At 70.8% G+C, this 22,684-nt stretch carries 19 protein-coding genes and 1 pseudogene; 4 read left to right on the top strand and 16 right to left on the bottom strand.

All coding sequences use genetic code 11. The features are described from left to right. Nucleotides 1-27 precede the first annotated feature (27 nt). A pseudogene (locus ACQPYA_RS04775) lies at nt 28-714 on the top strand (transposase); the annotation flags it as partial. Between the two features lie 127 nt (nt 715-841). Then, nucleotides 842-2,059, top strand: coding sequence for an ABC transporter substrate-binding protein (locus tag ACQPYA_RS04770; RefSeq protein ID WP_433531425.1), 1,218 nt, complete (start codon nt 842-844; stop codon nt 2,057-2,059). A gap of 200 nt (nt 2,060-2,259) precedes the next feature. Here ACQPYA_RS04770 and ACQPYA_RS04765 read toward each other — a convergent pair whose 3' ends face one another. The 4 genes from ACQPYA_RS04765 to ACQPYA_RS04750 all read right to left on the bottom strand — a co-directional run bounded on the left by ACQPYA_RS04765 (nt 2,260) and on the right by ACQPYA_RS04750 (nt 7,171). Further along, nucleotides 2,260-2,853 (bottom strand): GTP-binding protein, encoded by a 594-nt coding sequence (locus ACQPYA_RS04765; protein WP_111216744.1) that lies wholly within the window; start codon nt 2,851-2,853, stop codon nt 2,260-2,262. Nucleotide 2,854: 1 nt separating this feature from the next. Beyond that, a complete protein-coding gene (locus ACQPYA_RS04760) occupies nt 2,855-3,232 on the bottom strand; it encodes a DUF742 domain-containing protein (RefSeq protein ID WP_433533378.1) in 378 nt (125 codons plus the stop codon). 94 nt (nt 3,233-3,326) lie between these two features. Beyond that, the gene (locus tag ACQPYA_RS04755; RefSeq protein ID WP_013283992.1) at nt 3,327-3,731 is read right to left on the bottom strand and encodes a roadblock/LC7 domain-containing protein; all 405 of its coding nucleotides are present in this window, start codon (nt 3,729-3,731) and stop codon (nt 3,327-3,329) included. After that, entirely contained in the window at nt 3,728-7,171 is a 3,444-nt protein-coding gene (locus ACQPYA_RS04750; RefSeq protein WP_433531424.1) for a nitrate- and nitrite sensing domain-containing protein, read from the bottom strand. The genes ACQPYA_RS04755 and ACQPYA_RS04750 overlap by 4 nt, the downstream gene beginning before the upstream one ends. A 194-nt stretch (nt 7,172-7,365) precedes the next feature. Here ACQPYA_RS04750 and ACQPYA_RS04745 point away from each other — a divergent pair, with 194 nt between their 5' ends. Beyond that, on the top strand, nt 7,366-7,971 hold the full coding sequence (locus tag ACQPYA_RS04745) for a uridine kinase family protein (RefSeq protein WP_433531423.1): 606 nt from the start codon (nt 7,366-7,368) through the stop codon (nt 7,969-7,971). Between the two features lie 17 nt (nt 7,972-7,988). Here ACQPYA_RS04745 and ACQPYA_RS04740 read toward each other — a convergent pair whose 3' ends face one another. Further along, nucleotides 7,989-9,068, bottom strand: coding sequence for an adenosine deaminase (locus ACQPYA_RS04740; protein ID WP_433531422.1), 1,080 nt, complete (start codon nt 9,066-9,068; stop codon nt 7,989-7,991). Nucleotides 9,069-9,179: 111 nt separating this feature from the next. Here ACQPYA_RS04740 and ACQPYA_RS04735 point away from each other — a divergent pair, with 111 nt between their 5' ends. Beyond that, on the top strand, nt 9,180-10,193 hold the full coding sequence (locus tag ACQPYA_RS04735; protein ID WP_433533377.1) for a putative RNA methyltransferase: 1,014 nt from the start codon (nt 9,180-9,182) through the stop codon (nt 10,191-10,193). Here ACQPYA_RS04735 and ACQPYA_RS04730 read toward each other — a convergent pair whose 3' ends face one another. From ACQPYA_RS04730 to ACQPYA_RS04680, 11 genes are all read right to left on the bottom strand, one after another. Next, nucleotides 10,194-10,874, bottom strand: coding sequence for a DUF4272 domain-containing protein (locus tag ACQPYA_RS04730; RefSeq protein WP_433531421.1), 681 nt, complete (start codon nt 10,872-10,874; stop codon nt 10,194-10,196). 110 nt (nt 10,875-10,984) lie between these two features. Then, complete coding sequence (locus ACQPYA_RS04725; protein ID WP_433531420.1) at nt 10,985-12,265, bottom strand: thymidine phosphorylase; 1,281 nt, start codon at nt 12,263-12,265, stop codon at nt 10,985-10,987. Between the two features lie 267 nt (nt 12,266-12,532). Further along, nucleotides 12,533-13,237, bottom strand: coding sequence for a cytidine deaminase (locus ACQPYA_RS04720; protein ID WP_433531419.1), 705 nt, complete (start codon nt 13,235-13,237; stop codon nt 12,533-12,535). A gap of 15 nt (nt 13,238-13,252) precedes the next feature. Then, complete coding sequence (locus ACQPYA_RS04715; RefSeq protein ID WP_433531418.1) at nt 13,253-14,533, bottom strand: ABC transporter permease; 1,281 nt, start codon at nt 14,531-14,533, stop codon at nt 13,253-13,255. 3 nt (nt 14,534-14,536) lie between these two features. Further along, complete coding sequence (locus tag ACQPYA_RS04710) at nt 14,537-15,865, bottom strand: ABC transporter permease (protein ID WP_433531417.1); 1,329 nt, start codon at nt 15,863-15,865, stop codon at nt 14,537-14,539. Beyond that, nucleotides 15,862-17,364, bottom strand: coding sequence for an ABC transporter ATP-binding protein (locus ACQPYA_RS04705; RefSeq protein ID WP_433533376.1), 1,503 nt, complete (start codon nt 17,362-17,364; stop codon nt 15,862-15,864). Before ACQPYA_RS04705 ends, ACQPYA_RS04710 begins: the two co-directional genes overlap by 4 nt. A gap of 255 nt (nt 17,365-17,619) precedes the next feature. Further along, nucleotides 17,620-18,681 (bottom strand): BMP family lipoprotein, encoded by a 1,062-nt coding sequence (locus tag ACQPYA_RS04700; RefSeq protein WP_433531416.1) that lies wholly within the window; start codon nt 18,679-18,681, stop codon nt 17,620-17,622. A gap of 278 nt (nt 18,682-18,959) precedes the next feature. Then, a complete protein-coding gene (locus tag ACQPYA_RS04695) occupies nt 18,960-19,301 on the bottom strand; it encodes a hypothetical protein (protein WP_433531415.1) in 342 nt (113 codons plus the stop codon). 48 nt (nt 19,302-19,349) lie between these two features. Next, nucleotides 19,350-20,204, bottom strand: coding sequence for a sugar ABC transporter permease (locus ACQPYA_RS04690; RefSeq protein WP_433531414.1), 855 nt, complete (start codon nt 20,202-20,204; stop codon nt 19,350-19,352). Further along, nucleotides 20,204-21,223, bottom strand: a complete 1,020-nt coding sequence (locus ACQPYA_RS04685) for a carbohydrate ABC transporter permease (protein WP_433531413.1) — start codon at nt 21,221-21,223, stop codon at nt 20,204-20,206. The genes ACQPYA_RS04690 and ACQPYA_RS04685 overlap by 1 nt, the downstream gene beginning before the upstream one ends. 86 nt (nt 21,224-21,309) lie before the next feature. Further along, nucleotides 21,310-22,611, bottom strand: coding sequence for an extracellular solute-binding protein (locus tag ACQPYA_RS04680; RefSeq protein WP_433531412.1), 1,302 nt, complete (start codon nt 22,609-22,611; stop codon nt 21,310-21,312). Nucleotides 22,612-22,684: the final 73 nt, after the last annotated feature.

Raw genomic sequence — 22,684 nt, 5'->3', positions numbered from 1 at the left:
CCCCCGGCCGAGTTGACCGCCGACCGCCGGGTGACCCCGCCGTGGCTCGCCGACGACCTGCCGCCGGAGCCACCGGTGCTGCGGCTGGTCGAGCCGCCGCCGCTGGCCGACCGGGCGCTGCGCAGCGGCGCCGAGGCGCACCTGGAGACGCCGCCGCTGCGCCTCGTCGACCGGGCCGGCCCCGAGCGTGGCGGCCGTTCGGCCGAGCGCCTGGACCTCACGCCGCCGACGCGCCGAGCGGAGCCAGCGGCGATCGAGCACCGGCCGCCGCCGGTCTCCGACGAGGGCGACGGCGACCTGCTGATCTTCGCCCAGGCCAAGTCCGCCTGGTTCGTCGGTCACGGCGAGGAGGCCGACCTGGACTGGTCGACCACCGCCGACACCGGATGGCAGGCCGCCGAGCAGGCGGCCCGCCCGGCGGTGGGTGCCGAGACGACGGCCGGGCTGCCCAAGCGGGTGCCGCAGGCCAACCTCGTGCCCGGCTCGCCGCTGCGCGAGGAGCGCCCGCTGCGGATCGTGCGGGACGCCGCCAGCCTGGCGGAGAACACCACCGGCTACTTCCGCGGCTGGCGCCGGGGGCAGGAGATCGGCGGGTTCGCGGTCGGCGGTCGTCCCGGACGGGAGTCCGCCGGCGGCTGGGACTTCAGCCGGGACACCGGCGATCGGGACGACGAGCGGGAGTACGAGTACCGCTCGGCCGGTTACCGGTCCTGACGCCGGCTACAACGCCGCTCACCTGCGTGTTTCTACCCACACCCGGATAGGTTGACGCCGGGTCGGCGGGGCCGGGAGCATACCCGCGGAACAGCCGGCGGCAGGTCGCCGGGCGGGAAGGCGACTCATGGCAACACCGACAACCGGCCCATCCGTGCTCACCCGACGTGGCGTACTCGCCGCCGCGGCGGGCAGCATGCTGCTGAGCGCCTGTGGGCGCGACGGAGAGCGTGACGGAGCCGTCCCCCGCGCCACTCCAGGGCACGAGCTGACAATCGGCGCGACGCTGGAACTGAGCGGGCCGGGCGCGGCCCTGGGCGTGGCCCAGGAGCGGGCGCTGGCGATCAGCGCGGAGGCCATCAACGAGAAGGGGGTGGCGGTCGGCAACCTGCGCCGGACAATCCGGCTGGAGGTGCTGGACAACGCCAGCGACCCCAAGATCGCCGCTCGGCAGGCCACCGAACTCGGCCAGCGCGACGACGTGCACGCCCTGCTCGGCGGCGCGCTGACGGAGACCTCGATGGCGGTCATCGGGGTGGCGCAGGAGTTGCGGGTGCCGTTCGTCTCGCTGGCGTTCGGCGACGCGATCACCGTCCCGCTGGCCCAACGCGCCTTCATCTACAAGGTCACCCCGGACGCCGGGGACGTGGCCCGCCGGCTGGCCCAGCTGATCAAGGCCGAGGGGCTGCGGCGGGTCGTGCTGCTGGCCGAGGAGGGGCTGTACGGCAACTCCGGCGTACGGGCCATGACCGGCGCGTTGCGTACCGCTGGGGTCGGTCTCGCCCGCACCGTACGGCTGCCCAGGGCGGGTGGGGACGCCGGGCGGGCCGCCGAGCAGGCCGTCGCGGCCCAGGCGGACGGGGTGGTGGTCTGGGCGACCGCGCCGACCTCCGGTGCCGCCGCACGGGCCCTGCGCAAGGCCGGGCACACCGGCGAACTCTTCTTCGACGCCGGAGCGGTGGCCGAGGAGACCCTGGAGAGCCAGAACGCGCTCGCCGTGGAGGGCGCGTACGCCGTCCACCCGTCGTCGCTGGCCGCCTCCACCATCGCCAACAGCAGCGCCACCGCCCGCGCCTACCGCGAACTCGTCTCGCAGTACATCCGCCGGCACGGCGCCTACAACGGCTTCGCTCCGTACGCCTCGGACGCCCTGTTGCTCATCGCCACGGCGGCCCGGTTGGCCGGCAGCGTGGACCGTGGGCGGCTGCGGGCGTACCTACAGAACCAGATCACCGACGGGATGGCGGGGATGTACTCGTTCACCCCGATCCGGCACAGCGGCATGGAGCGCCACTCTCTCGGCGTGTACCGGATCGACGGCGGCGCCTGGAACCGGCTCAGCTGACCCGGCACGACCGGCGCTGACCCGGCACGACCGGCGCGGCGGGGATCGCGGCCGGGCCGGCACGGCCGTTCCCCGCTCACGGCCGGGCCGGCGCACGGCTTGGATGCAGCCGTGTCCGGCACACGCCGGTTCACGAATCGCGGACGCCAACCAGCGCCCGGTGTCGGCGGAGGCCGTCACCAGGCGCTGGGACGCGATCGTCAGGCCGGGGCGACGGCGCGCGTGCGACGCATGGTGAGCACGTACTCGACCAGCGAGATCAACACGTGCTTCGTCGACTCCCGGTTCCGGGCGTCGCAGGCCACCACCGGCACGTGCGAGGAGATGGCGAGCGCCTCCCGAACGTCCTGCGGGTCGTGGTACTGCATACCGTCGAAGCAGTTGATCGCCACCAGGTACGGCAGCCGCCGGTGCTCGAAGAAGTCGATCGCCGCGAAGCAGTCGGCCAGCCGGCGGGTGTCCACCAGCACGACCGCGCCGATCGCGCCCCGCACCAGTTCATCCCACATGAACCAGAAACGGGTCTGACCCGGCGTACCGAAGAGGTACAGGATCAGGTCACGATCGATCGAGATACGACCGAAGTCCATGGCCACCGTGGTCGTCGTCTTGCCCGGCACCTGCCGGGTATCGTCGACGCCGACCCCGGCGGAGGTCATGATGGCCTCGGTGGTCAGCGGCGTGATCTCCGAGACCGAGCCGACCAGCGTCGTCTTACCGACGCCGAATCCACCGGCGATAACGATCTTCGCCGACGTCACGCGCCCGCTTGGGGTCGGCGGGCGGTGCGACATGTCAGAGCCTGCGAAGTCCACTCAGCACCCTCTCCAGCAATTCAGTGCCCACCGCGTCGTCCGAGTCGTCCAGGATGGTCGGCTCGTGGACTGCGACCAGGCCGTCCGTCGCCATGTCGGCGATGAGCACCCGGGCCACGCCGAGTGGAAGCTGCATTCGTGCCGCAATCTCGGCAAGCGACTGCACGCGTCCGTCACACAGCGCGGCGATGTACTGGTGCTCACGGCCTTGCCCACCGTTGCCAGTGGCAACGGCCCGACCGCGCACCGTCGTCTCGACCAGCGCCTCCAGGGCGATGTCGAGGCGGGGACGGGTACGTCCGCGGGTCACGGCGTATGGACGAACCAATGCGCCGGTCGGCTCGTCACGATCGGTCATGTCGCCGCTCACCTCCTTCGTACCCGGCACCGGATCGCACCGGTGCTACCCGTCTTTGCAGTGTTCTTGCCCTGCCTACGCCAACCGGCGACGATCAGCCCATCATCCCGACAGCCGTACGCGGCTGCGGGGTCAGGGCGTCACCGACGCGATCGACAAGCAGCGCCATTTCGTAACCAACCTGTCCCACGTCGCAGCTGCGGGCGGCAAGCACCGCAAACGACGAGCCGTCGGAAATCGACATCAGGAACAGGAAGCCATTGTCCATCTCGACCACGGTTTGCAGCACGGCGCCTCCCTCGAAGCAGCGGGCCGCGCCCTGGGTCAGGCTGACCAGGCCGGAGGCGATCGCCGCCAGCTGGTCCGCCCGGTCCCGCGGAAGGTCTCGTGACGACGCCAGGAGCAGGCCGTCCGCGGAGACGGCGACCGCATGTGCGACACCGGGCACCCGGTCGGCGAAGTTGGCCAGCAGCCAACCGAGATCCTGCGTAGTAGTCATCGTTCTTGCTCCTTCTGCCCGCTCCCGGCCACCGGGCCTGAGCCAGACTGCGAGGACTGCTGCCCGCCCGGAGTCTCCTCCGGGCCGGTCGGGTTGCCGTCCGACGGGTGGCTACGCCCCCGCTGGACGCCCCGGTGGTAGGCGGAAAGCAGGCCGCGTACCGATTCCGGGTTGCGCCGCTGCACCGACGCCGTCGGCTTCTCCACCGCGCCCGGCACCAGCTGCGCCATTGGGGTGCGCTTCGGTAGGCCGGTCTGGGTGGTGCCGGTGGGCGGCATCTGGCTGGCGGCGCTGGCCGCCCGCCAGCCGTCGTCGGCTGCGGTCTGCCAAACACTCTCCTGCGGCGTCCGGTACGAGGGCCTGCTCTCGGTGGCACCGGAACGGGCCGCACCGCTCGTTCCCATGCCGTTCCCGCCGGACGCGCCTGCGGCCGTCGGAGTCTCTGCCATCGGTGGGTTACCTGTCGTCCCGGTCGGGGTCTGTTGGACGGGTCGACCCGCGGTCTCGACCGCGGAGAACTGTTGGGTGGCGGTGCTGGTCGCCGCCGGTTGCCGGGCAGCGCCCGACTCCTCGGGGCCGGGACGACGGGTGCGGAACCACGCCGACTCCAGCTCCCGGAAGATCGGCAGCTCCATTGTCTCATCCGCGTACCGCTGCCGGTTCTGGGCCTGTGGCGTGGGCGTGGTGGGACGGGGATGCGCCGGTGCGGTCCGGGCACCCGACTGCGGCACCCGGGGCAGTTCGGTGGTCATGTCCAGCGCTGCGGCGAGCCGCTCGGGCACCGGCGGCGCGGCCTGCTCCCCGGCGACCGGCGGCCAGGCCGGCGGCGCCGAGGCGCCCGGGGTGGACATGACGCCGGGGCCCGAAGAGACCGGCCGATGCGGCAGCGAACTGCCGGGCGGCGTCGAGGTCGGTGCGGCGGAGACCGGCGCGGCCGAGACCGGCGGGGCCGAGTAGGGCGTGCCGGAGATCGGCGGCGACGAGATCGGCGGGATCGGCGGCGCCGACACCGCGGGCGGCGCGTACGGCCCGGCCTCGGGGCTGCTCGGCAGCTGGCGCGGGATGCCCGGCTGGTGACCGGTGACGGTCGGTTCGTCGGTGGCCCGGCGCTGCGGCAGCGGATCGATCGGCTGACCGTTCGACGAACGCGGGTTGAAGCTGTGTCCGCCGGTGACGCCGCTGGCGCCGGTCAGGTCCGACCAGGCGGGCAGGTTGCCCGCGCCCGCCGCGGTGGCCGGCGTGCCGGCACCGTTGCGGCTGGCCGGGTCGAAGGACCGGCCGCCCAGGGTCACCTGGTTGCCCGACCCACCGGGACGCGGGGCCGGCGGGGTCGGCGCGGGCGAACCGTTGCCGAAGGCCGCCAGCGCGCCGAACGCCGGGCTCGGCGCGGACGACGGGCTGCTGGCGGGAGGCAGCGCCGCGGGCAGCTGCCCGCGGCCGGAGAGCGCCCGGGGCACCAGCACGGTCGAGGGCAGCGTGACATCGGCGACCGTGCCACGGTCCCCGCCGGGACGCAGCTCGACCTTGACTCCGTGTCGGGACGCCAGGCGGGCGACCACGACCAGACCCATCATCCGGGAGACGGCGACGTCCACCTGCGGCGGCGTGGCCAGCCGCTCGTTGAGGTCGGCCAACTGCTCGCCGCTGATGCCGATGCCACGGTCCTCGACGTACAGCGAGGCGCGGTCGCCGACCCGGCGGGCCTCGACCATCACCTGCGAATCCGGCGGCGAGAAGGCGGTGGCGTTGTCAAACAGCTCGGCGACGAGGTGGACCAAGTCGTTGACGGCGTGCGCGGCGACCTCGATGTCCCGGTCGATCACCCCGAACTCGATCCGGGTGTAGTGCTCGACCTCGGACTGGGCGGCCCGCAGCACGTCGATCAGCGCCGCCGGCTCCCGCTGCACGCGGGTCGAGTCGGCACCGGCGAGGACCAGCAGGTTCTCGTCGTTGCGGCGCATCCGGGTGGCGAGGTGGTCGAGCTGGAACAGCTCGGCGAGCCGGTCCGGGTCCTCCTCGCCGCGCTCCAGCCGGTCGAGGTGACCGATCAGCCGGTCGACCAGGATCTGGGACCGGCGGGCCAGGTTGACGAACATGGTCGCGACGGAGGCGCGCAGCGCGGCCTGTTCCGCGGCGGTGCGGACCGCCTCCAGGTGGACCGCGTTGAACGCCTCGGTCACCTGGCCGAACTCGTCCTTGCTGCGCACCGGCAGCGGCTCGGCGATCTGGTTGGCCAGCTGCACCGGGGAGAGCTGCCCGGTGACCTGCGGGTCACGCAGCCGGGCCACCGCCTGGGGCAGCCCGTACTGGGCGATGGAGAGCGCGCCCTGACGCAGCTCCCGCAGTGATCGGGCCATCGAGCGGGCCACCAGGTACGCCAGGATGATGGCCAGCAGCAGCATGGAGAGCAGCAGACCGGTCTCCAGGAACACCTGCCGCTGCACGTCGGAGCGGAGTTCGGCGGCCTGGGCCGTCACGTCGGTGTCGAACTTCGACTCGACCGCCCGGATCAACTTGCCGTTGGCGACCAGCGCCGTGTCCCACTGCTCCGGGGTGAAGGAGATGCTGCTGAAGGCGTCGGCGTTGACCTGACGGGTGTAGAGCGTTGCCTGCCGGAGGTCACTGCCGCTGATGGTCTGGGAGTGGAAATCCGCCTCCGCCTCGGTGGCGACCGCGTTGAAGCTCTGCTGCGCCTGCTCCTGGCCGGTCTCGCTGGAGATGTAGTCCTTCCGCAGGGTCGAACTCATGTCGCCCAGGATCAGCGCGCGGTGCACCACCACGCGGCGCACGGAGAGCCACTCCTTCTCGCGCGCCACGGCGGCCGCCGCCCGCATCCGGTCGCTGAGGTCGTTGTCACCAGCGAGCTGGCTGGCCGAGCCCCGGAGGTCGAGGAGCTGGTTGATCAGTTCGTCGTAGGACTGGAGCGCATCGGTGATCTTGTACTTACCGTTGAACACCTGGCTGCGCGCGCCCGGCAGGTCGGTCAGCCGCTCGTCGACCTCGCTCAGCAACCCCGCGAGGCTGGACGGCAGGCCGCTCAACTCGACCCGCTGCCGCGAGTACGGGACCTTGGCCGCGTCAACCCGGGCCGAAGCCTCGTTGTAGAGGGCGGCGTACTTCTTCTTCGCCTCCGATTCGGGCTGCCCCGACTGTTGCGGCGGCAACCCGAGCAGCAGCACGGCCGCGGTCCGCTCGTCCTGTAGACCATCCACCAGTTCACCGGAGAAACCGATGAGTTCGGCGAGGTCACCGGCCCGGTTGGCGTCGTTCAGGGAGTCCAGGTGGTCGACCAGACCGCTGGTACCCACGACGACCGTGGCGATGGTCGGCACGATCAAGATGAGACCGAGCTTTGACCAGATCGGCATGTCGCGGAGCCGACCGGCTGGCCGGCGCAGACGCGACAGGAAGGAGCCTGCCGTCTTCGGCCGTTTGCTCACGTCACCGCCCTAGTGATTGCAGCCTCCGCGTTGCCCCCCGGACAACGCCCAGCAGCCGACCCGGCGGGTCGGACCATCCGAGATTCCATCACGCCGCCCCGGAAAGAGAAAGCCCAGGCTGGCCCCAGCCAAAGGTGTGATGAGATGTTGATGCAATTTGATCGCGTTCCGTCTGTCCGGAGTCACACAACGTAATGGAAACGCCGCACCAAGTCGTCCTGATTGCCGGCCCTTCCGGCTCTGGAAAGTCGTACATAGCGCAGCAAACTGGCCTTCCAGTGCTCTGCTTAGACGATTTTTACAAGGACGGCGATGACCCATCGTTACCGCGACGAAACGGCCAGATCGACTGGGAGTCGCCCGATTCGTGGGATGCCGACGCAGCGGTCGAGGTCATTGCCCAACTGGCCCGCCACGGCCGAGCGGACGTGCCGGTCTATGCGATCAACGAGGATCGCCGAGTGTCCACTCGGCCCGTCAAGCTCGCCGATTCGCCACTTTTCGTAGCCGAAGGGATATTCGCGGCCGAGATTGTCGGGGAATGCCGGCGACGCGGCCTGCTCGCCGGGGCGTACGCGCTGCGCCGGCCGCGCAGCGCCACCTTCCTCCGCCGGCTCGCCCGGGACCTCGCCGAACAGCGCAAGGGCCCCCGGGTGCTGCTGCGCCGCGGCGTGACTCTGCTGCGGGCCGAGCCGGCGGTGCTACGTCGACAGACCGGCCTGGGGGCGGAGGCGGCGCGCGGCCGGGAGGTCCTCCGCCGGGTGGCCCGACTGCTCGCCACTACCCCACCCGGCCGCTGAACAGCCCCGCCCAGCCGTCAGGCCAGCAGCTTCGCGTACGCCGGCTTGATCACTTCGTCGATGATCCGCAGCCGCTCGTCGAACGGGATGAAGGCGCTCTTCATCGCGTTGATGGTGAACCACTGCACCTCGCGCCAGCCGTAGCCGAACGCCTCGGCGAGCAGGGCCATCTCGCGGGACACCGAGGTGCCGCTCATCAGCCGGTTGTCGGTGTTCACGGTGACCCGGAACCGCAGGTCGCGCAGCAGCCCGATGGGGTGCTCGACGATCGACGCGGCGGCGCCGGTCTGCACGTTCGACGACGGGCACAGCTCCAGCGGGATCCGCTTGTCCCGCACGTACGCGGCCAGCCGGCCGAGCACCGGCTCGGGCCCGGGGGTGATGTCGTCGACGATGCGTACGCCGTGACCGAGGCGGTCCGCCCCGCACCACTGGATGGCCTGCCAGATGGAGGGCAGCCCGAACGCCTCACCGGCGTGGATGGTGAAGTGGAAGTTCTCCCGTTGCAGGTACTCGAAGGCGTCCAGGTGGCGGGTGGGCGGGAAGCCCGCCTCCGCACCGGCGATGTCGAAGCCCACCACGCCGTGGTCGCGGTGCCGCACGGCCAGCTCGGCGATCTCCTGCGAACGGGCCGCGTGTCGCATCGCGGTGAGCAGCGTGCCGACCCGGATCGGCGTGCCGACCTCGGCGGCGAGCGCGCTGCCCTCGGCGAACCCGGCCAGCACCGCCTCGACCACCTCGTCCAGGCTCAGGTCCTGCTCCAGGTGCTGCTCCGGAGCGAACCGCACCTCGGCGTAGACCACCCCGTCGGCAGCCAGGTCCAGGGCGCACTCGCGGGCCACCCGGCGCAGCGCGGAGGCGGTCTGCATCACGGCGACCGTGTGCGCGAAGGTCTCCAGGTAACGCTCCAGCGAGCCCGAGTCGGCCGCCGCCACGAACCAGCGACCCAGCGCCTCCGGCTCGGTGGTGGGCAGTTCGTGACCGACCTCGGCCGCCAGGTCGACGATCGTCGCGGGCCGCAGGCCACCGTCCAGGTGGTCGTGCAGCAGCGCCTTCGGGGCCCTGACGATGTCCTCGTACCGGATACTCGCGACCATGCTCCGACCCTAGTCCGCTGCGGTCGGATGCCAGCCGTAGACCCGGTCCACCGCGAGCCGGATCACCGTGCGGCGACACTAGACTCGGGGCGTGACCGAGCGGCAGCCATGATGGATCCCCGCGTCGTCGACCGGCTGCGCTGCCCCGTCTGCGGCGAGCCGCTGGCCGAAGTCACCGCCGATGCGGCCCGGTCGTTGCGCTGCCCGCGCCGGCACAGCTTCGACATCGCCAGGCAGGGCTACGTCAACCTGCTCGCCGGTCGCGCCCCGCACGGCGGCGACACCGCCGAGATGGTCGCCGCCCGGGCGGACTTCCTGGCCGCCGGACACTACGAGATGATCTCCGCCGCGTTGGCCGACACCGTCCGCAGCGTCCTGTCCACCGCCGGCCGCACCGACCGAGCGACCGACGCCCACCACCAGGTCCTCCCGCGCTCGCTCTGCTCCGCTGCAACGCACGCGACGGAAACCGGGCGAACCTGTTGCGCCGAGGTGAGCAGAGCAAAGGAGGCGCATCTCAAAGTCGCGGCCAGCCGGCCACCTACCAACTCGTACCCATTGGTGGTGGACGCCGGTGCGGGCACCGGCCGATACCTCGCGGCGGTGCTGACGGCGCTGCCGGAGACCGTCGGCCTCGCCCTGGACGTCTCCAAGCCCGCCCTGCGGCGGGCCGCGCGAGCCCATCCGCGCGCCACCGCGGCGCTGGCCGACACCTGGCAGCGGCTACCGGTGGCGGACGCCGCCGCCACGGTGCTGATGAACGTCTTCGCGCCCCGAAACGGGGCCGAATTCCGCCGGATCCTCGACCCGGCCGGGCGGCTGCTGGTGGTGACCCCGGCCGCCGACCACCTCACCGAGTTGGTCGACGCACTCGGACTGCTGCGCGTCGACCCGGCCAAGGCGGACCGGATCACCGGCAGCCTGGGCGGACACTTCACCGAGGAGTCGGCCGCCGTGCACCGGCGGAAGGTGACGCTGTCCGCTACGGAGGTGGCGACTCTGGTGGGCATGGGCCCGAGCGCCTGGCACACCGACCCGGCCGGGCTGGCCGCCCGGATCACCGCCCTGGGCGAGCCGGTCCGGGTGACCGTGGCGGTCCGCCTCGGCGTCTACCGCCCGAGGTAGTCAGGTGGAGAGGTCGACCTCTTCCCAGCCGGGCGGTTCGTCGTGGTACGGCCCGCGCAGGATCACCGCCCACTCCAGCGCCCACCGCCGCTGGCCGATCGCGTTGGCGTCCACCAGGCCGGGCAACGTCCGGCCGGCCCGGCCCACCTCCAGGTACGCCCAGTCCAGGCAGTAGTGCAGGTCGAGCAGGGCCGCCGCGTCCGCCGGGTGCTGCGGCGCGGCCAGAATCCGCGATCGCCACTGCCGGAACGTCTCCCCGTCGGCGATGTTCGGCAGGCGCTCCACCAGCCGCTCGTCCACCGGCATCGAGGGATCGAGCTGCTTGGTCAGGCCGACCGCCCAGGCCAGCGAGAAGAGCGCGTCGTGGTGCAGCACGAAGGATCGGTGGTCGCCTTTGGCCCCGGTGACGAACTGGAACTCCGGCGGGGTGACCATCTCGACCAGGTGCGAGGCGAGCAGCCAACTCATCGCCGCCTGCGGCGGCATGCCGAAGCAGCGGGCCAGGATCAGGTGCAGCACCGCGATCCGCGCCTCGATCTCCGCCGTCGGTCGCAGCTCGATCTCGTCGCCGGGCTCCCAGACCAGCGGGAACTGCGGTGGTGGCAGCGGCAGCCGTAGCCGGGACAACTCGTCCAGGCTCGCCTCGCGCACCTCCCGGGGGTCCGGGGCAGGAACGATCACAGCAACATCCCTGTCTGCTCACGACGGCTCGACGCCTACAGTCCCCCCTGGCCAGCGAGAATAGCCGCCCGCGTGGCCCGGCACCATGGGGTCGGGCCACGGGGCTTGGCTCATTCCACGCGTTCGATCACCAGCGATGCCGGAACCGCTGGTCGGGCGGCGATGGTCACCGCCCGGGCCGCCTCCGCCAGCGCCGCCGGGATCACCTCGGCCCGCTCGGCCCGCAACTCGTAGAGGGGGTCCCCGGCCCGCACCGGGTCACCGGGACGCCGGTGCAGCACCACACCGGCCGGCACGCTGACCGGATCCTCCTTGCGGGCCCGCCCGGCGCCGAGCCGCCACGCGGCCACCCCGATGGCGTACGCGTCGACCGCCGCCACGTACCCGTCCATCTCGGCCCGCACCACCTCGACCTCGTTCGCCACGGGCATCGGCGCGTCCGGGTCGCCGCCCTGCGCCCGGATCATCGACCGCCAGGAGTCCATGGCCCGCCCGTCGCGCAGCGCGGCGGCGGGATCGGCCTCCGGCAGCCCGGCCGCGTCCAGCATCTCCCGGGCCAGCGCCAGGGTCAGCTCCACCACGTCGGCGGGGCCGCCGCCGGCCAGCACCTCGACCGACTCGGTGACCTCGACCCCGTTGCCGATGGCCAGGCCGAGCGGGGTCGACATGTCGGTGAGCAGGGCGACCGTCTTCACCCCGTGCGCCCCGCCCAGCTCCACCATGGTCCGGGCCAGCTCGCGGGCGTCGTCGACCGACTTCATGAACGCGCCGGTGCCGACCTTCACGTCGAGCACCAGCGCGCCGGTGCCCTCGGCGATCTTCTTGCTCATGATCGAGCTGGCGATCAGCGGGATCGCCTCGACGGTGCCGGTGACGTCGCGCAGCGCGTACAGCTTGCGGTCGGCCGGGGCCAGCCCGGACCCGGCCGCGCAGATGACCGCGCCGATGTCGCGCAGTTGGGCGGTGAACTCCTCGTTGCTCAGCGCGGCCCGCCAGCCCGGGATCGACTCCAGCTTGTCCAGCGTGCCGCCGGTGTGCCCGAGGCCCCGCCCGGAGAGCTGCGGCACCGCCGCGCCGCAGGCCGCCACCAGCGGGGTGAGCGGCAGGGTGATCTTGTCACCGACCCCGCCGGTCGAGTGCTTGTCGACGGTCGGCCGGGCCACGGACGACAGGTCGAGCCGCTCGCCACTGGCGATCATCGCGGCCGTCCACCGGGCGATCTCCGGCCCGGTCATCCCGTTCAGCAGGATCGCCATGGCCAGCGCCGACATCTGCTCGTCGGCCACCACCCCCCGGGTGTACGCGTCCACCACCCAGTCGATCTGCGCGTCGGAGAGCACCCCCCCGTCCCGCTTGGCCCGAATAACGTCAACAGCCGCAAACCCACTCATAAGACAATCTTTCCTAGTCGTCCAGCACGTACCCATCCCCGGCCGCACCCCACAGATGGCCAGCCTCGCCGACCGGGCCGCCCGGCACCCAGCAGAGTTCCGGGCCAACCCACTACCGCGACCGAGCCGCGAACCGCAGCCGGCACGGGCCGGGGCCGGCCGCGCCCGGCGGAGGGATCAAGCCTGACCGCCCGGAGCCGGGCGCGGTCGGCCCCAACCGCAACCACGACGAGCCAGGCACGACCGGCCCCGGCCCGCAACCCGAGATCAAGAAGACCAACGAACCGGGATCTCCAAGGGCGGCTCACCCTCACCAGCCCAGAAGATGGTGCCGGAGGCGTCCACCACCACGACCCGGGGCGTACGCGCCAACCCCCAGGTGATCGCCTCCGCCGGCTCGTCCCAGCTCGGCCCCTCCTCCAGCACCCCGGTCTCGGCGCCCGCGTCGTCGCCGGCCGAGCGCTCCCAGTAGGCCGTCCAGATCTGCTGCCCGGCGGAGAGGTCGGGGTGCACGAAGACGGTGCCGCGCCCGCGCCAGGCGGCCAGCCGGTCGGGCACCACCGGCACCGGCCGCTCGCCGGTGACCGCTTCGAGGTCGGCCACGTCGAAAGCGTGCGGTAACAGCTCCGCCATCCGCAGCGGACCGCCCCTGGCCTCGATCAGGCACTCCGGCCCACCCTGCTCCCAGAGCAGCTGCCGGCAGCGCCCGCACGGCATCAGCGGCTCGCCGGTGGCATCCACACAGGACAGCGCGACGATCCGGCCCCCGCCGGTGGCGTGCAGCGAGGAGACCACCCCGCACTCGGCGCAGAGCACCACGCCGTACGCGGCGTTCTCGACGTTGCAGCCGACCACCACCCGGCCGTCGTCGACCAGCGCCGCCGCCCCCACCGGGAACTTCGAGTACGGCACGTACGCGTGCCGCATCACCTCGGTGGCGGCGGCCCGCAGCCGCTCCCAGTCGATCTCCATCGTCCGCTCCCTGGATCAGCCCTTGATGTACGGCTTGCCGTCGGCGGCCGGTGCCCGGACCCGGCCGACCAGCCCGGCCACGGCCAGGATCGTCGCCAGGTACGGCAGCATGGCCAGGAACTGACCGGGGATGATGCTGTTGATCGCGCCGAGGTAGGTGGCCAGCTGGTCGGCGAAGCCGAAGAAGAGCGCGGCGAGCAACGCCCCGGTCGGGCTCCACCGGCCGAAGATCAGTGCGGCCAGGGCGATGAAGCCCTTGCCGCCGATCATGTTCTTGGTGAACGAGAAGAGCGCCAGCGTGTACGACGCGCCGCCGATGCCGGCGACCGCCCCAGCCATGATCACGTTGCGGTAGCGCAGCCCGAGCACCTTCACGCCGAGGGTGTCCGCCGCCGTCGGGTGCTCACCGACCGAGCGGGTCCGCAGCCCCCACCGGGTGCGGAACAGCGCGATGTGGATCACCAGCACCAGCAGCAGCGCGAGGTAGAGGAAGATGTTGCCCCGGAACAGCGCCGGGCCGAGCACCGGGATGTCGGAGAGCAGCGGGATCTCCCAGTTGCTGAACCGGGGGGCGCTGTTGTATCGGGCCGCGTCGGTCTGCATCAGCCGCTCGTAGAGGAAGCCGGTGATGCCGACCGCCAGCAGGTTGAGCACGATGCCCATGACCACCTGGTCGACCAGGTAGCGGATGGAGAAGACGGCCAGCAGCAGCGAGATGAACGACCCGCCGATCGCCGCGGCGACCAGGCCCACCCAGACGCTGCCGGAGATGCTGCCGAAGAGCGCGCCGCTGAAGGCGCCCATCAGCAGCTGCCCCTCGATGGCCACGTTCACCACGCCGGAGCGCTCGCAGAGCACGCCGGCCAGCGAGCCGAAGATCAGCGGCAGGGCGAGCAGGAAGGTGCCCCGCACGATGTTGACCAGCGGCATGAAGTTCTGCCCGGTCGGCGCGGCAGAGACCTGCCAGCACAGGAAGGACAGCACGAAGGCGACCAGGCCGGCGGCGAGCACCGGGATGAACCAGCGCTTCGGCAGGCCGGCGAGCATCGCGGCGCCGACGGCGATGGTGATCAGGCCGAAGAGGATCGCGCCGACCGTGCCGTTGATCTCCAACGCCGCCCCGGCGGCGTCCTCGCTGAGCGTGAAGCGGGCCTGCTCGCCGGTGGCGAGCGCGCCGAACAGCACCGCCGCCAGCAGGCCGAGCGCCAGCAGCACCAGCCCCACCTTGCGGGTACGGGTCCAGAAGCCCTCGTCGACCGGTGCGACCGCGACGTCGGGAACAGCCATGGTGGACATGCCTCACCAGCCCTTCGCGAGGCTCGTCTGCAACCGGGCGGCCCGCGCGGCCCGGAGCTGGAAGATCGCCTTCACCAGGGCCGGCGCGGCGATGAAGATGACGATCAGGGCCTGGAGCACGGTGACCAGCTCCAGCGAGATCCCCGAGTACGACTGCATCCGGTTGCCGCCGGCCTGCAACGCGCCGAAGAGCAGCGCGGCCAGCGCCACGCCCCACGGTTTCACCCGGCCGAGCAGGGCGACCAGGATGCCGTCGAAGCCGATCTGGGCGACCACCAGCGGGGTCAGTGCGGCGGCGGTGGTGCCGAGCACCATCTGCGAGCCGCCCAGCCCGGCCAGCACCCCGGCGAAGACCATGATCAGGACGTACGTCCGGGTGACGCTGATGCCGGCGGTGCGGGCGGCGTCCGGGTTGGCGCCCACCGCGCGCAGCTCGAAGCCGAGCGTGGAGCGGTTGAGCAGCCAGGCGACCGCCCAGGTGGCCAGCACGGCCAGCAGGATGCCGGCGTGCGCCCGCAGGTTGTCGCCGAAGAGGCGGGGCAGCTGCGCGGAGGCGTCCACCGGCCGGCTGATCGCGTCGGTGCGGTTCGGATCCTGCACCCCGTTCTGCACGATCAGCCAGGTCAGGAAGTAGACCGCGACGTAGTTGAGCATGATCGTGTTGATCACCTCGTGTGCGCCGGCACGCGCCTTGAGGATGCCCGGGATGAAGCCCCAGATGGCCCCGCCGACCGCGCCGGCCAGCACCGCGACCAGCAGGTGCAGCCCGGGCGGCAGCGGCAGCAGGAAACCGGCCAGCGCGGCCAGGATGACACCCATGGTGGCCTGGCCCTGAGCGCCGATGTTGAACAGGCCGCCACGGAAGGCCAGCGCCACCGACAGGCCGGTGAAGACCAGCGGCGCGGTGTAGGTGAGCGTCTCGGAGATCGGGCTCAACGCCGCGTGCAGGGTGGTCGCGGCCGGGTCGAAGACACTGCCCTTGAAGAGGTTCGCGTACGCCTCGCTGACCAGCGTCCAACTGGCGTTGATCGCGTCTGCCGGGCGGGCGGTGAAATAGGCGTAGGTGGCCAGCACGTCCGGGTCAGAAATGATTATCAGCACCGCGCCGACGATCATCGCCAGGACCAGCGACAGCAGGGTCACGGTAAAGCTGTTGGCAGCCCAGAGGTTGTCCAGGAAGAGCCGCCCGAGCGTGGGGCGCGGCTGCTGCGGTCCCGTGGGCGTGGTGGCCGTCTCCGCGCGTTCGGCGTTGCCGAGCGCACTCTGGGCGGCCTGCTCCTCGCTCGCCGGCTCCTTGTCCGGGGAGGCCGGCTGGGGGGAAGAAGTGGTCATGCCTTCTCGTCCTCGCTACCTGGACCCTCGGGGGCCGGGGAGTCGCCCGTGGTGTCGGGGGTGATGCCGGCCATCAGCAGGCCGATCTCCTCGCGGGGGGTGTCCGGGCCGACGATGCCGATGATCCGCCCGCGGTACATCACCGCGATCCGGTCGGCCAGCCCGATCACCTCGTCGAGTTCGCTGGAGACCACCAGCACGGCGGTGCCGATGTCGCGCTCGCGGATGACCCGGCTGTGGATGAACTCGATGGAGCCGACGTCCACGCCCCGGGTGGGCTGGGCGGCGATGAAGAGCTTCAGTGGCCGGGACAGCTCCCGGGCCACGATCACCTTCTGCTGGTTGCCGCCGGAGAGGGTGCCGACCGCCGCCTCCGCCGACGAGGTGCGCACGTCGAACTGGTCGATCCGCTCCTGCGCCGACCTGGCGATCGCGTCCGGCTTCAGTGACAGGCCCCGCCCGAACGGTGGCCGGTCGTAGATGTCCAGCACCAGGTTCTCCGCGACGCTGAACTCCTTGACCAGGCCGTCCACGCTGCGATCCTCCGGCACGTAGCCGACGCCCGCCCGGAGCACCTTCTTGGTCGACCAGCCGTCGACCCGCTGCCCGTCCAGGGTGATCGAGCCGGCCAGGGTCGGGCGTAGACCCATGATCGCCTCGATCAGCTCGGTCTGGCCGTTGCCCTGCACGCCCGCGACGCCGAGCACCTCACCCGCGCGTACGGTCAGGTCGACGCCGTCCACCGCGCGGACCTGCCGGTCGTCGTCGACGACCAGCCCGGAGACCTCCAGCACCGGCTCGCCCGGCGTGGCCGGGGCCTTCTCCACGGTGAGCCGGACGGTGCGGCCGACCATCAGCGCGGCCAACTCGTCGCGGCTGGCCTCGGGGGATGCCGTGCCCACGGTCCGGCCGCGGCGGATCACGGTGATCCGGTCGGCGATCGCCTTGACCTCGCCGAGCTTGTGGGTGATGAAGACGATCGACTTGCCGGCGGCCTTGAGCGACCGCATCACGGTGAGCAGCTCCTCGGTTTCCTGCGGAGTGAGCACCGCCGTGGGCTCGTCCAGGATGAGCAGGTCGACGTCGCGGGTGAGGGCCTTGACGATCTCCACCCGCTGCTGGACCCCGACCGGCAGGTCCTCGATCACCGCGTCCGGGTCGACGCGCAGGTTGTACCGCTCGGAGACCTCGGCGACCTCGCGCCGGGCCCGCCGCCGGTCCAGGAATCCGGCGATGCCGCCCCGGACCTGCTCGGCGCCGAGCATGATGTTCTCGGTGACGGTGAAGACCGGCACGAGCATGAAGTGCTGGTGGACCATGCCGATACCGGCGGCGATGGCGTCGGAGGGGCCGCGCAGCTTCAGCGGCTCTCCGTCGACCAGGATCTCGCCCTCGTCGGGCTGGTAGAGCCCGTAGAGCACGTTCATCAGGGTCGACTTGCCCGCGCCGTTCTCGCCGAGCAGGGCATGGATCTCTCCAGGCTCCACCGTCAGGTCGATGTGGTCGTTGGCGACCAGATCACCGAACCGCTTGGTGATGCCGCGCAGTTCGAGTCTCAGCGCAACCTCCTGGAGTGCGAAGCGATGGTGCAGCGTAGCTGCCGTCGGGCGGGTCGCGGTCTCGGCCGGACCGGTGGCGCGGACCGGCCGCTCCGGCGCGACGGGTCTCCCCCGCGCCGGAGCGGCCGGACATGGTGTGGCATGACTCGCCGGCCGCCCCTGGTGATCGTCTCACCGGGGGCGACCGGCGAAGGGTCACTTCGGCTGGGCGGCCGACTCGACCTTGATGGTGCCGGCGGCGATGTCCGCCTTCAGCTTGTCGACCTCGGACTTCAGCTCGGCCGGGACCTTGCTGTCGAAGTCGTGGTACGGGGCGATCGAGACGCCGTTGTTGGCCAGCGTGCCGACGAAGCCCGGCTCGGCCGCGAGCTGCTCGCCACCGGCGGCCTTGAGCACGGCGTCCTTGACCGCGTCCGGGATGTTCTTCACCACGGTGGTGATGATCGCCGAGCAGTCCGGCGTGCTCTCGCAGCCGTCGACGTCCACCCAGATGGTGTTGTACTTGCCGCCGGAGGCCCTGGCCGCACCGGTGGTGCCGAGGCCGGCGCCGCCGGCGACCGGCATGACGATGTCCGCGCCCTGGGCGACCAGCGCGTCGCTGACCTTCTTGCCCTCGTCCTGCTTGACGAAGTCGTTGGTGAAGGAGCCGTTCTGGGTCGCCTTGTTCCACCCGAGGGCCTGGACGCTCTTGCCCTTGGCCTGGTTGTAGTGGGCGACGCCGTCGACGAAGCCGTCCATGAAGATGGTCACCGGCGGGATCTTCACCGCCCCGTAAGTGGCCACCTTGCCGCTCTGGGTCATGCCGGCGGCGACGTAGCCGGCGAGGAAGCCGGCCTGGGCGGTGTCGAACTGCATCGGGTAGACGTTGGCCACGCCCGGCTTGGCGTCGACGATGCCGAACTGCTGGTTCGGGTTCGCCTCGGCGACCTTCTTGGTGGCGTCGCCCATCAGGCCGCCGACCGCCAGGATGAAGTTGCACTTCTGGTTGACGTACTGGGTGAGGTTCGGCTCGTAGTCCGCCTCGGCCTTGGACGCGACGTACTTGATGTCGATGTTGCCGTTCGCGGCCTTGGCGTTCTCAAGGCCCTTCCAGGCCGAGGTGTTGAACGACTTGTCGTCGATGCCGCCGACGTCGGTGACCATACAGGCGGTGTACTTCTCGCCGCCGGAGTCGGCGTTGTTGCTCTCCGGGGCCTCGCCACACGCGGCGGCGCTCAGTACGAGCCCACCCGCCGCGATGATCGAGGCGATACGCATCCCACGCACCGAGCGCAAGACGTCTCCCTTCCCATTGCACACCGCGTGGTACACGGTGGCAGCCCTTGAACCGGCCTGCGCCTTGCCGCCGGCGTCCCACGTTACGGACGCAGAGCGTACGCCCGCGCCCACCTGCCGAACGACAATCGTGCAGGACTGTTGGAGGCCTGTTACCCCTACGTAATGCTTGGGTGGGGCAGATCACTCACGGTGTTGGCGAGCACGCAAACAAGCGTCCGGAAAGTCCTTTTTCTGGAGCGGGCGATCCGGCCCGACGATCACCGCCAGAAGATCGCCACGGCCGCGTTGAGCAGGGTCAGTCCCACGATCGCGAGGAAGTGTCCCCGGTTGACCGCGGCCCGCTTCCGGGAGAAGAAGACCATGACGAAGATGAGCAGGGCGAGCACCAGCTTCGTAACAAGCTTTGCCGGCGCCGGCTCGTCGCCGTCGCGCAGCGGCGCGGAGAGACCGATGCCGGTCACCAGTTGGATCACCGAGCCCCAGAGCATCGCGGGGTTGATCCGGATCTTGCCAGTGAGGTATTGGGCGATCGCGCCGCCGAGCAGCAGCGCGAACCCGATCAGGTGGGCGTAGAGAAGGATGAGTCGAAGTGCTTCCACCCGACCCATCCTGCCCTATCAACGACGTTTTGTAGTAGAGGCACCCGCTCAGCCCTTGGTGCCACCCGCGGTCAGTCCCGACACCAGGTGCTTCTGGGCGAAGAAGAAGACCAGCCCGGCCGGGACGGTGACCAGGACGGCGGCGGCCGTCAGGTACTCCCACTGCGGGTTGAACTGCGGCACGAACTGCTGGAGCCCGTACGCCAGGGTGAACCGGTTGTCGGTCTGGATGAAGGCCGACGCGTACGCCACCTCACCCCAGGCGGTGAGGAAGGTGTAGAAGGCGGTGACCGCCACGGCCGGCCGGGCCAGCGGCAGCACCACCCTCCAGAAGGTGGCGAACGGCCCGCACCCGTCCAGCGCCGCCGCCTCGTCCAGCGAGGTCGGGATGGAGTCGAAGTAGCCCTTCAACATCCAGGCACAGAACGGCACCGCGATGGTCAGGTACGCGATGATCAACGCGGGCATCGTGTTGATCAGTCCCAGCCGGGCCATGATCGTGTAGATCGGCACGATCAGGATGGCCACCGGGAACATCTGGGTCACCAGGAAGACCATCATCAGCGGTCGGCGGCCCGGGAAGTTGAACCGGGAGACCGCGTAGCCGGTGGTGGCCGAGAGGAAGATGCCGATGGCCATGGTGAAGGCCGCGACGATCACCGAGTTGAGGAACCATCTCGGAAAGTTCGTCCCGGTCAGCACGTAGCGGTAGTTGGCCAGGGTGGTGTCCCGGAACAGGGTCAGCTCGCTGCTCTGGATCGCGTAGCCGGGCTTCAGCGACGACAGCAGGACCCAGGCGATCGGCCCGATCGCGATCAGCGACGCCAGGATCAGGGTGCCGTGCAGCAGTATGGACCGGGCCGGGCTGCGCCGGCTGCGACCGGATTGCCTCGCCTGGCCCATCACCACACCTCGCCTTGCCTACGCAGGGCCCGCCGGTAGAACACCGAGAACACCAGCAGGATCGACAGGATCAGTACGCCGTACGTGGAGGCCAGCGAGTAGTTGCGGATGCCCTCGAAGGCCGCCCGGTAGGCGCCGGTCACCAGGATCTCGCTCTGGCCCGCCGGCTGCCCCTCGGTCACCAGGAAGATGATCGGGAACATGTTGAACGTCCAGATGGTGCCGAGCAGGATCACCGTCATGCTGACCGGGCGCAGGCCGGGCAGGGTGATGTTGCGGAACCGCTGCCACGCCGAGGCCCCGTCGATCTCGGCCGCCTCGTACAGCTCGGACGGGATGGTCTGCATGCCGCCGAGCAGGGCCACCATCATGAACGGCACGCCGAGCCAGACGTTGGTGACGATGGCGGTGAACAACGAGGTCCACCGGTCGGCGAACCAGGAGACCGGGTCGATGCCGGCGGCGGAGAGCAGCGCGTTGGCCAGGCCGAAGCGCTCGTTGAAGATGAACTTCCAGGCGAACGCGCTGACGAAGGCCGGCACCGCCCAGGGCAGCACGAGCAGCACCCGGTACAGGCCCCGCAGTCGCATCGGGCGGTTGAGCATGGTCGCCAGGCCGAGGCCGAGACCGAAGTGCAGGGCCACGCAGGCGAAGGTCCAGATCAGCGTCGTGCCGGTCCACTGCCAGAACTCGCCGACCTCGCCACTGAGGACCCGCAGGTAGTTGTCGAGGCCGACGAACTCCCACTTGTTGGGGTTCTCCTTGCAGACCTCGCCACCGGTGATCGACCTGGTGCAGATCTCGGCGACCTGGTTGGCCTCGGTCAGGTTGGTGAAGGAGAGCCAGATCCCGCGGAACAGCGGGTAGAAGATCAGCACCGCCAGGACGATCACGACGGGCAGGACCATGGCCCAGGCGTACCAGTGTTTTTCCCAGCTGCGGCGCAGCCGGGAGGGGCTAGCGGATCGGCCGGGCGGCGTCGACGGCGTCGACGCCGGATCGGCGGTCACGGTGGTCATCTGCTGCGCTCCATCGGGGAGGCCCGGCAGGCCGCGTGACCGGACGGTCGCGGGCCTGCCGGGTGCCGAAAGGGTCACCGGTCGGGTCAGAGCCCGTAGCCGGGTACGACCTCGGCCTTGTACTTCCTGGCGACGGTGTCCAGCGCGGCCTTCGGGTCCTTCCTCTGGATCAGGACCTCGGTGGCCATCTGGTCGAGCGGGCCGAAGAACTGCCCGGCCTCGGGGATCCACGGGCGACCCACGGCGGCCTCGTTCACCGACTGGAACGCGGCGACGACGGCGTTGTTCTTGACCGCGTCGAGCTGGTAGGCGGACTTGCGGGTCGGCAGCAGGCCGAGCTTCTCCGACAGGAAGGCCTGCGACTCGGCGGAGCTCATGTGCTTGACGAAGGCGACGGCGGCGTCGACCTTCTCCTGCGGCATGCCGGACCAGATCGTGTAGTTGTGGCCGCCGACCGGGCCGCCGGCCCGGGCCGAGCCGGCCGGCACCGGGGCGATGCCCAGGTTCTCCAGGCCACCGAAGGTCGGCGCCGACTTGACGTTGTTGACCTCCCACGGACCATTGATGATCATGGCGACCTTCTGCTCCTTGAAGAGGGTCATCATGGTGCCGTAGGAGTCGTTGGCGGAGGGCTTGGCCGCCGCCCCGCTGTCGATCAGATCCTTGGCGATCTTGAGGCCGGCCGCGTTCTGCGCGGAGTTGACGACGATCTTCTTGGCCGCGGTGTCGACCAGGTCGCCACCCTCGCCGTACATGAAGGGCAGCAGGAAGTAGCCGGCCGGGTTGAGGTACACGCCCTCGGCGCCGGTCTTCTCCTTGACCGCCTGCGACGCGGTCTTCAGCTCGGCCCAGCTCTTCGGCGGCGCGCTGATGCCGGCCTTGCCCAGCAGCTCCTTGTTGTACATCAGCGCCAGACTGTCGGTGACCTGCGGGACGCCGTAGGTCTTGCCGTCGTACGTGTTGGAGGCGAGCGGGGTCTCCAGGAAGTCGGCGGAGTCGCTCAGCAACTCGGAGCCGTCCAGCGCGTAGAGGTAGCCCAGCGAGGCGAACTCGGGCACCCAGGCCACCTCGGCCCGCAGGATGTCCGGGGCGCCGGTCTTGGCCTGCGCGGCAGTCTTGAACTTGTTCTGCGCCTCACCGAACGGGACCGACTGGTAGTTGATCTTTACGTTCGGATAGGTCTGGTTGAATTTGGCGATCAACTCCTGGAAGGCCGGGCCCTCGTTCTGCGGGTCCGAGGTGTCCCACCAGGTCAGTTCCGCGGTGAGGGTGGCGGGGTCGACCTTGGGCTGCTCCTCGGCCGCCTGGTCCTCGCCGCCGCACGCGGCGACGGAGAGGGCGAGGGTGGCGGAGGCGAGTACGGCGATCCCCCTGGCTGTGCGACGCATGTTCGCTCCTAGATTGCCTGCCGGGTAACGGCGGGGACAGTAGCAAGAAGTTTCTGAACTAGAAACCCCTTGC

This window comes from Micromonospora sp. CA-263727 (genome assembly GCF_050942455.1).
Classification (GTDB): Bacteria; Actinomycetota; Actinomycetes; order Mycobacteriales; family Micromonosporaceae; genus Micromonospora.
This window is presented reverse-complemented; position numbering and strand designations above follow the sequence as displayed.

What these genes read in the sequence shown, in the direction of transcription:
- ACQPYA_RS04700 (WP_433531416.1), bottom strand. Translation starts at nt 18,681, where the DNA reads ATGCGTATCGCCTCGATCATCGCGGCGGGTGGGCTCGTACTGAGCGCC.
- ACQPYA_RS04735 (WP_433533377.1), top strand. Translation starts at nt 9,180, where the DNA reads ATGGATCCCCGCGTCGTCGACCGGCTGCGCTGCCCCGTCTGCGGCGAG.
- ACQPYA_RS04770 (WP_433531425.1), top strand. Translation starts at nt 842, where the DNA reads ATGGCAACACCGACAACCGGCCCATCCGTGCTCACCCGACGTGGCGTA.
- ACQPYA_RS04725 (WP_433531420.1), bottom strand. Translation starts at nt 12,265, where the DNA reads ATGAGTGGGTTTGCGGCTGTTGACGTTATTCGGGCCAAGCGGGACGGG.
- ACQPYA_RS04715 (WP_433531418.1), bottom strand. Translation starts at nt 14,533, where the DNA reads ATGTCCACCATGGCTGTTCCCGACGTCGCGGTCGCACCGGTCGACGAG.
- ACQPYA_RS04690 (WP_433531414.1), bottom strand. Translation starts at nt 20,204, where the DNA reads ATGGGCCAGGCGAGGCAATCCGGTCGCAGCCGGCGCAGCCCGGCCCGG.
- ACQPYA_RS04710 (WP_433531417.1), bottom strand. Translation starts at nt 15,865, where the DNA reads ATGACCACTTCTTCCCCCCAGCCGGCCTCCCCGGACAAGGAGCCGGCG.
- ACQPYA_RS04755 (WP_013283992.1), bottom strand. Translation starts at nt 3,731, where the DNA reads ATGACTACTACGCAGGATCTCGGTTGGCTGCTGGCCAACTTCGCCGAC.
- ACQPYA_RS04680 (WP_433531412.1), bottom strand. Translation starts at nt 22,611, where the DNA reads ATGCGTCGCACAGCCAGGGGGATCGCCGTACTCGCCTCCGCCACCCTC.
- ACQPYA_RS04685 (WP_433531413.1), bottom strand. Translation starts at nt 21,223, where the DNA reads ATGACCACCGTGACCGCCGATCCGGCGTCGACGCCGTCGACGCCGCCC.
- ACQPYA_RS04745 (WP_433531423.1), top strand. Translation starts at nt 7,366, where the DNA reads ATGGAAACGCCGCACCAAGTCGTCCTGATTGCCGGCCCTTCCGGCTCT.
- ACQPYA_RS04765 (WP_111216744.1), bottom strand. Translation starts at nt 2,853, where the DNA reads ATGTCGCACCGCCCGCCGACCCCAAGCGGGCGCGTGACGTCGGCGAAG.
- ACQPYA_RS04720 (WP_433531419.1), bottom strand. Translation starts at nt 13,237, where the DNA reads ATGGAGATCGACTGGGAGCGGCTGCGGGCCGCCGCCACCGAGGTGATG.
- ACQPYA_RS04760 (WP_433533378.1), bottom strand. Translation starts at nt 3,232, where the DNA reads ATGACCGATCGTGACGAGCCGACCGGCGCATTGGTTCGTCCATACGCC.
- ACQPYA_RS04740 (WP_433531422.1), bottom strand. Translation starts at nt 9,068, where the DNA reads ATGGTCGCGAGTATCCGGTACGAGGACATCGTCAGGGCCCCGAAGGCG.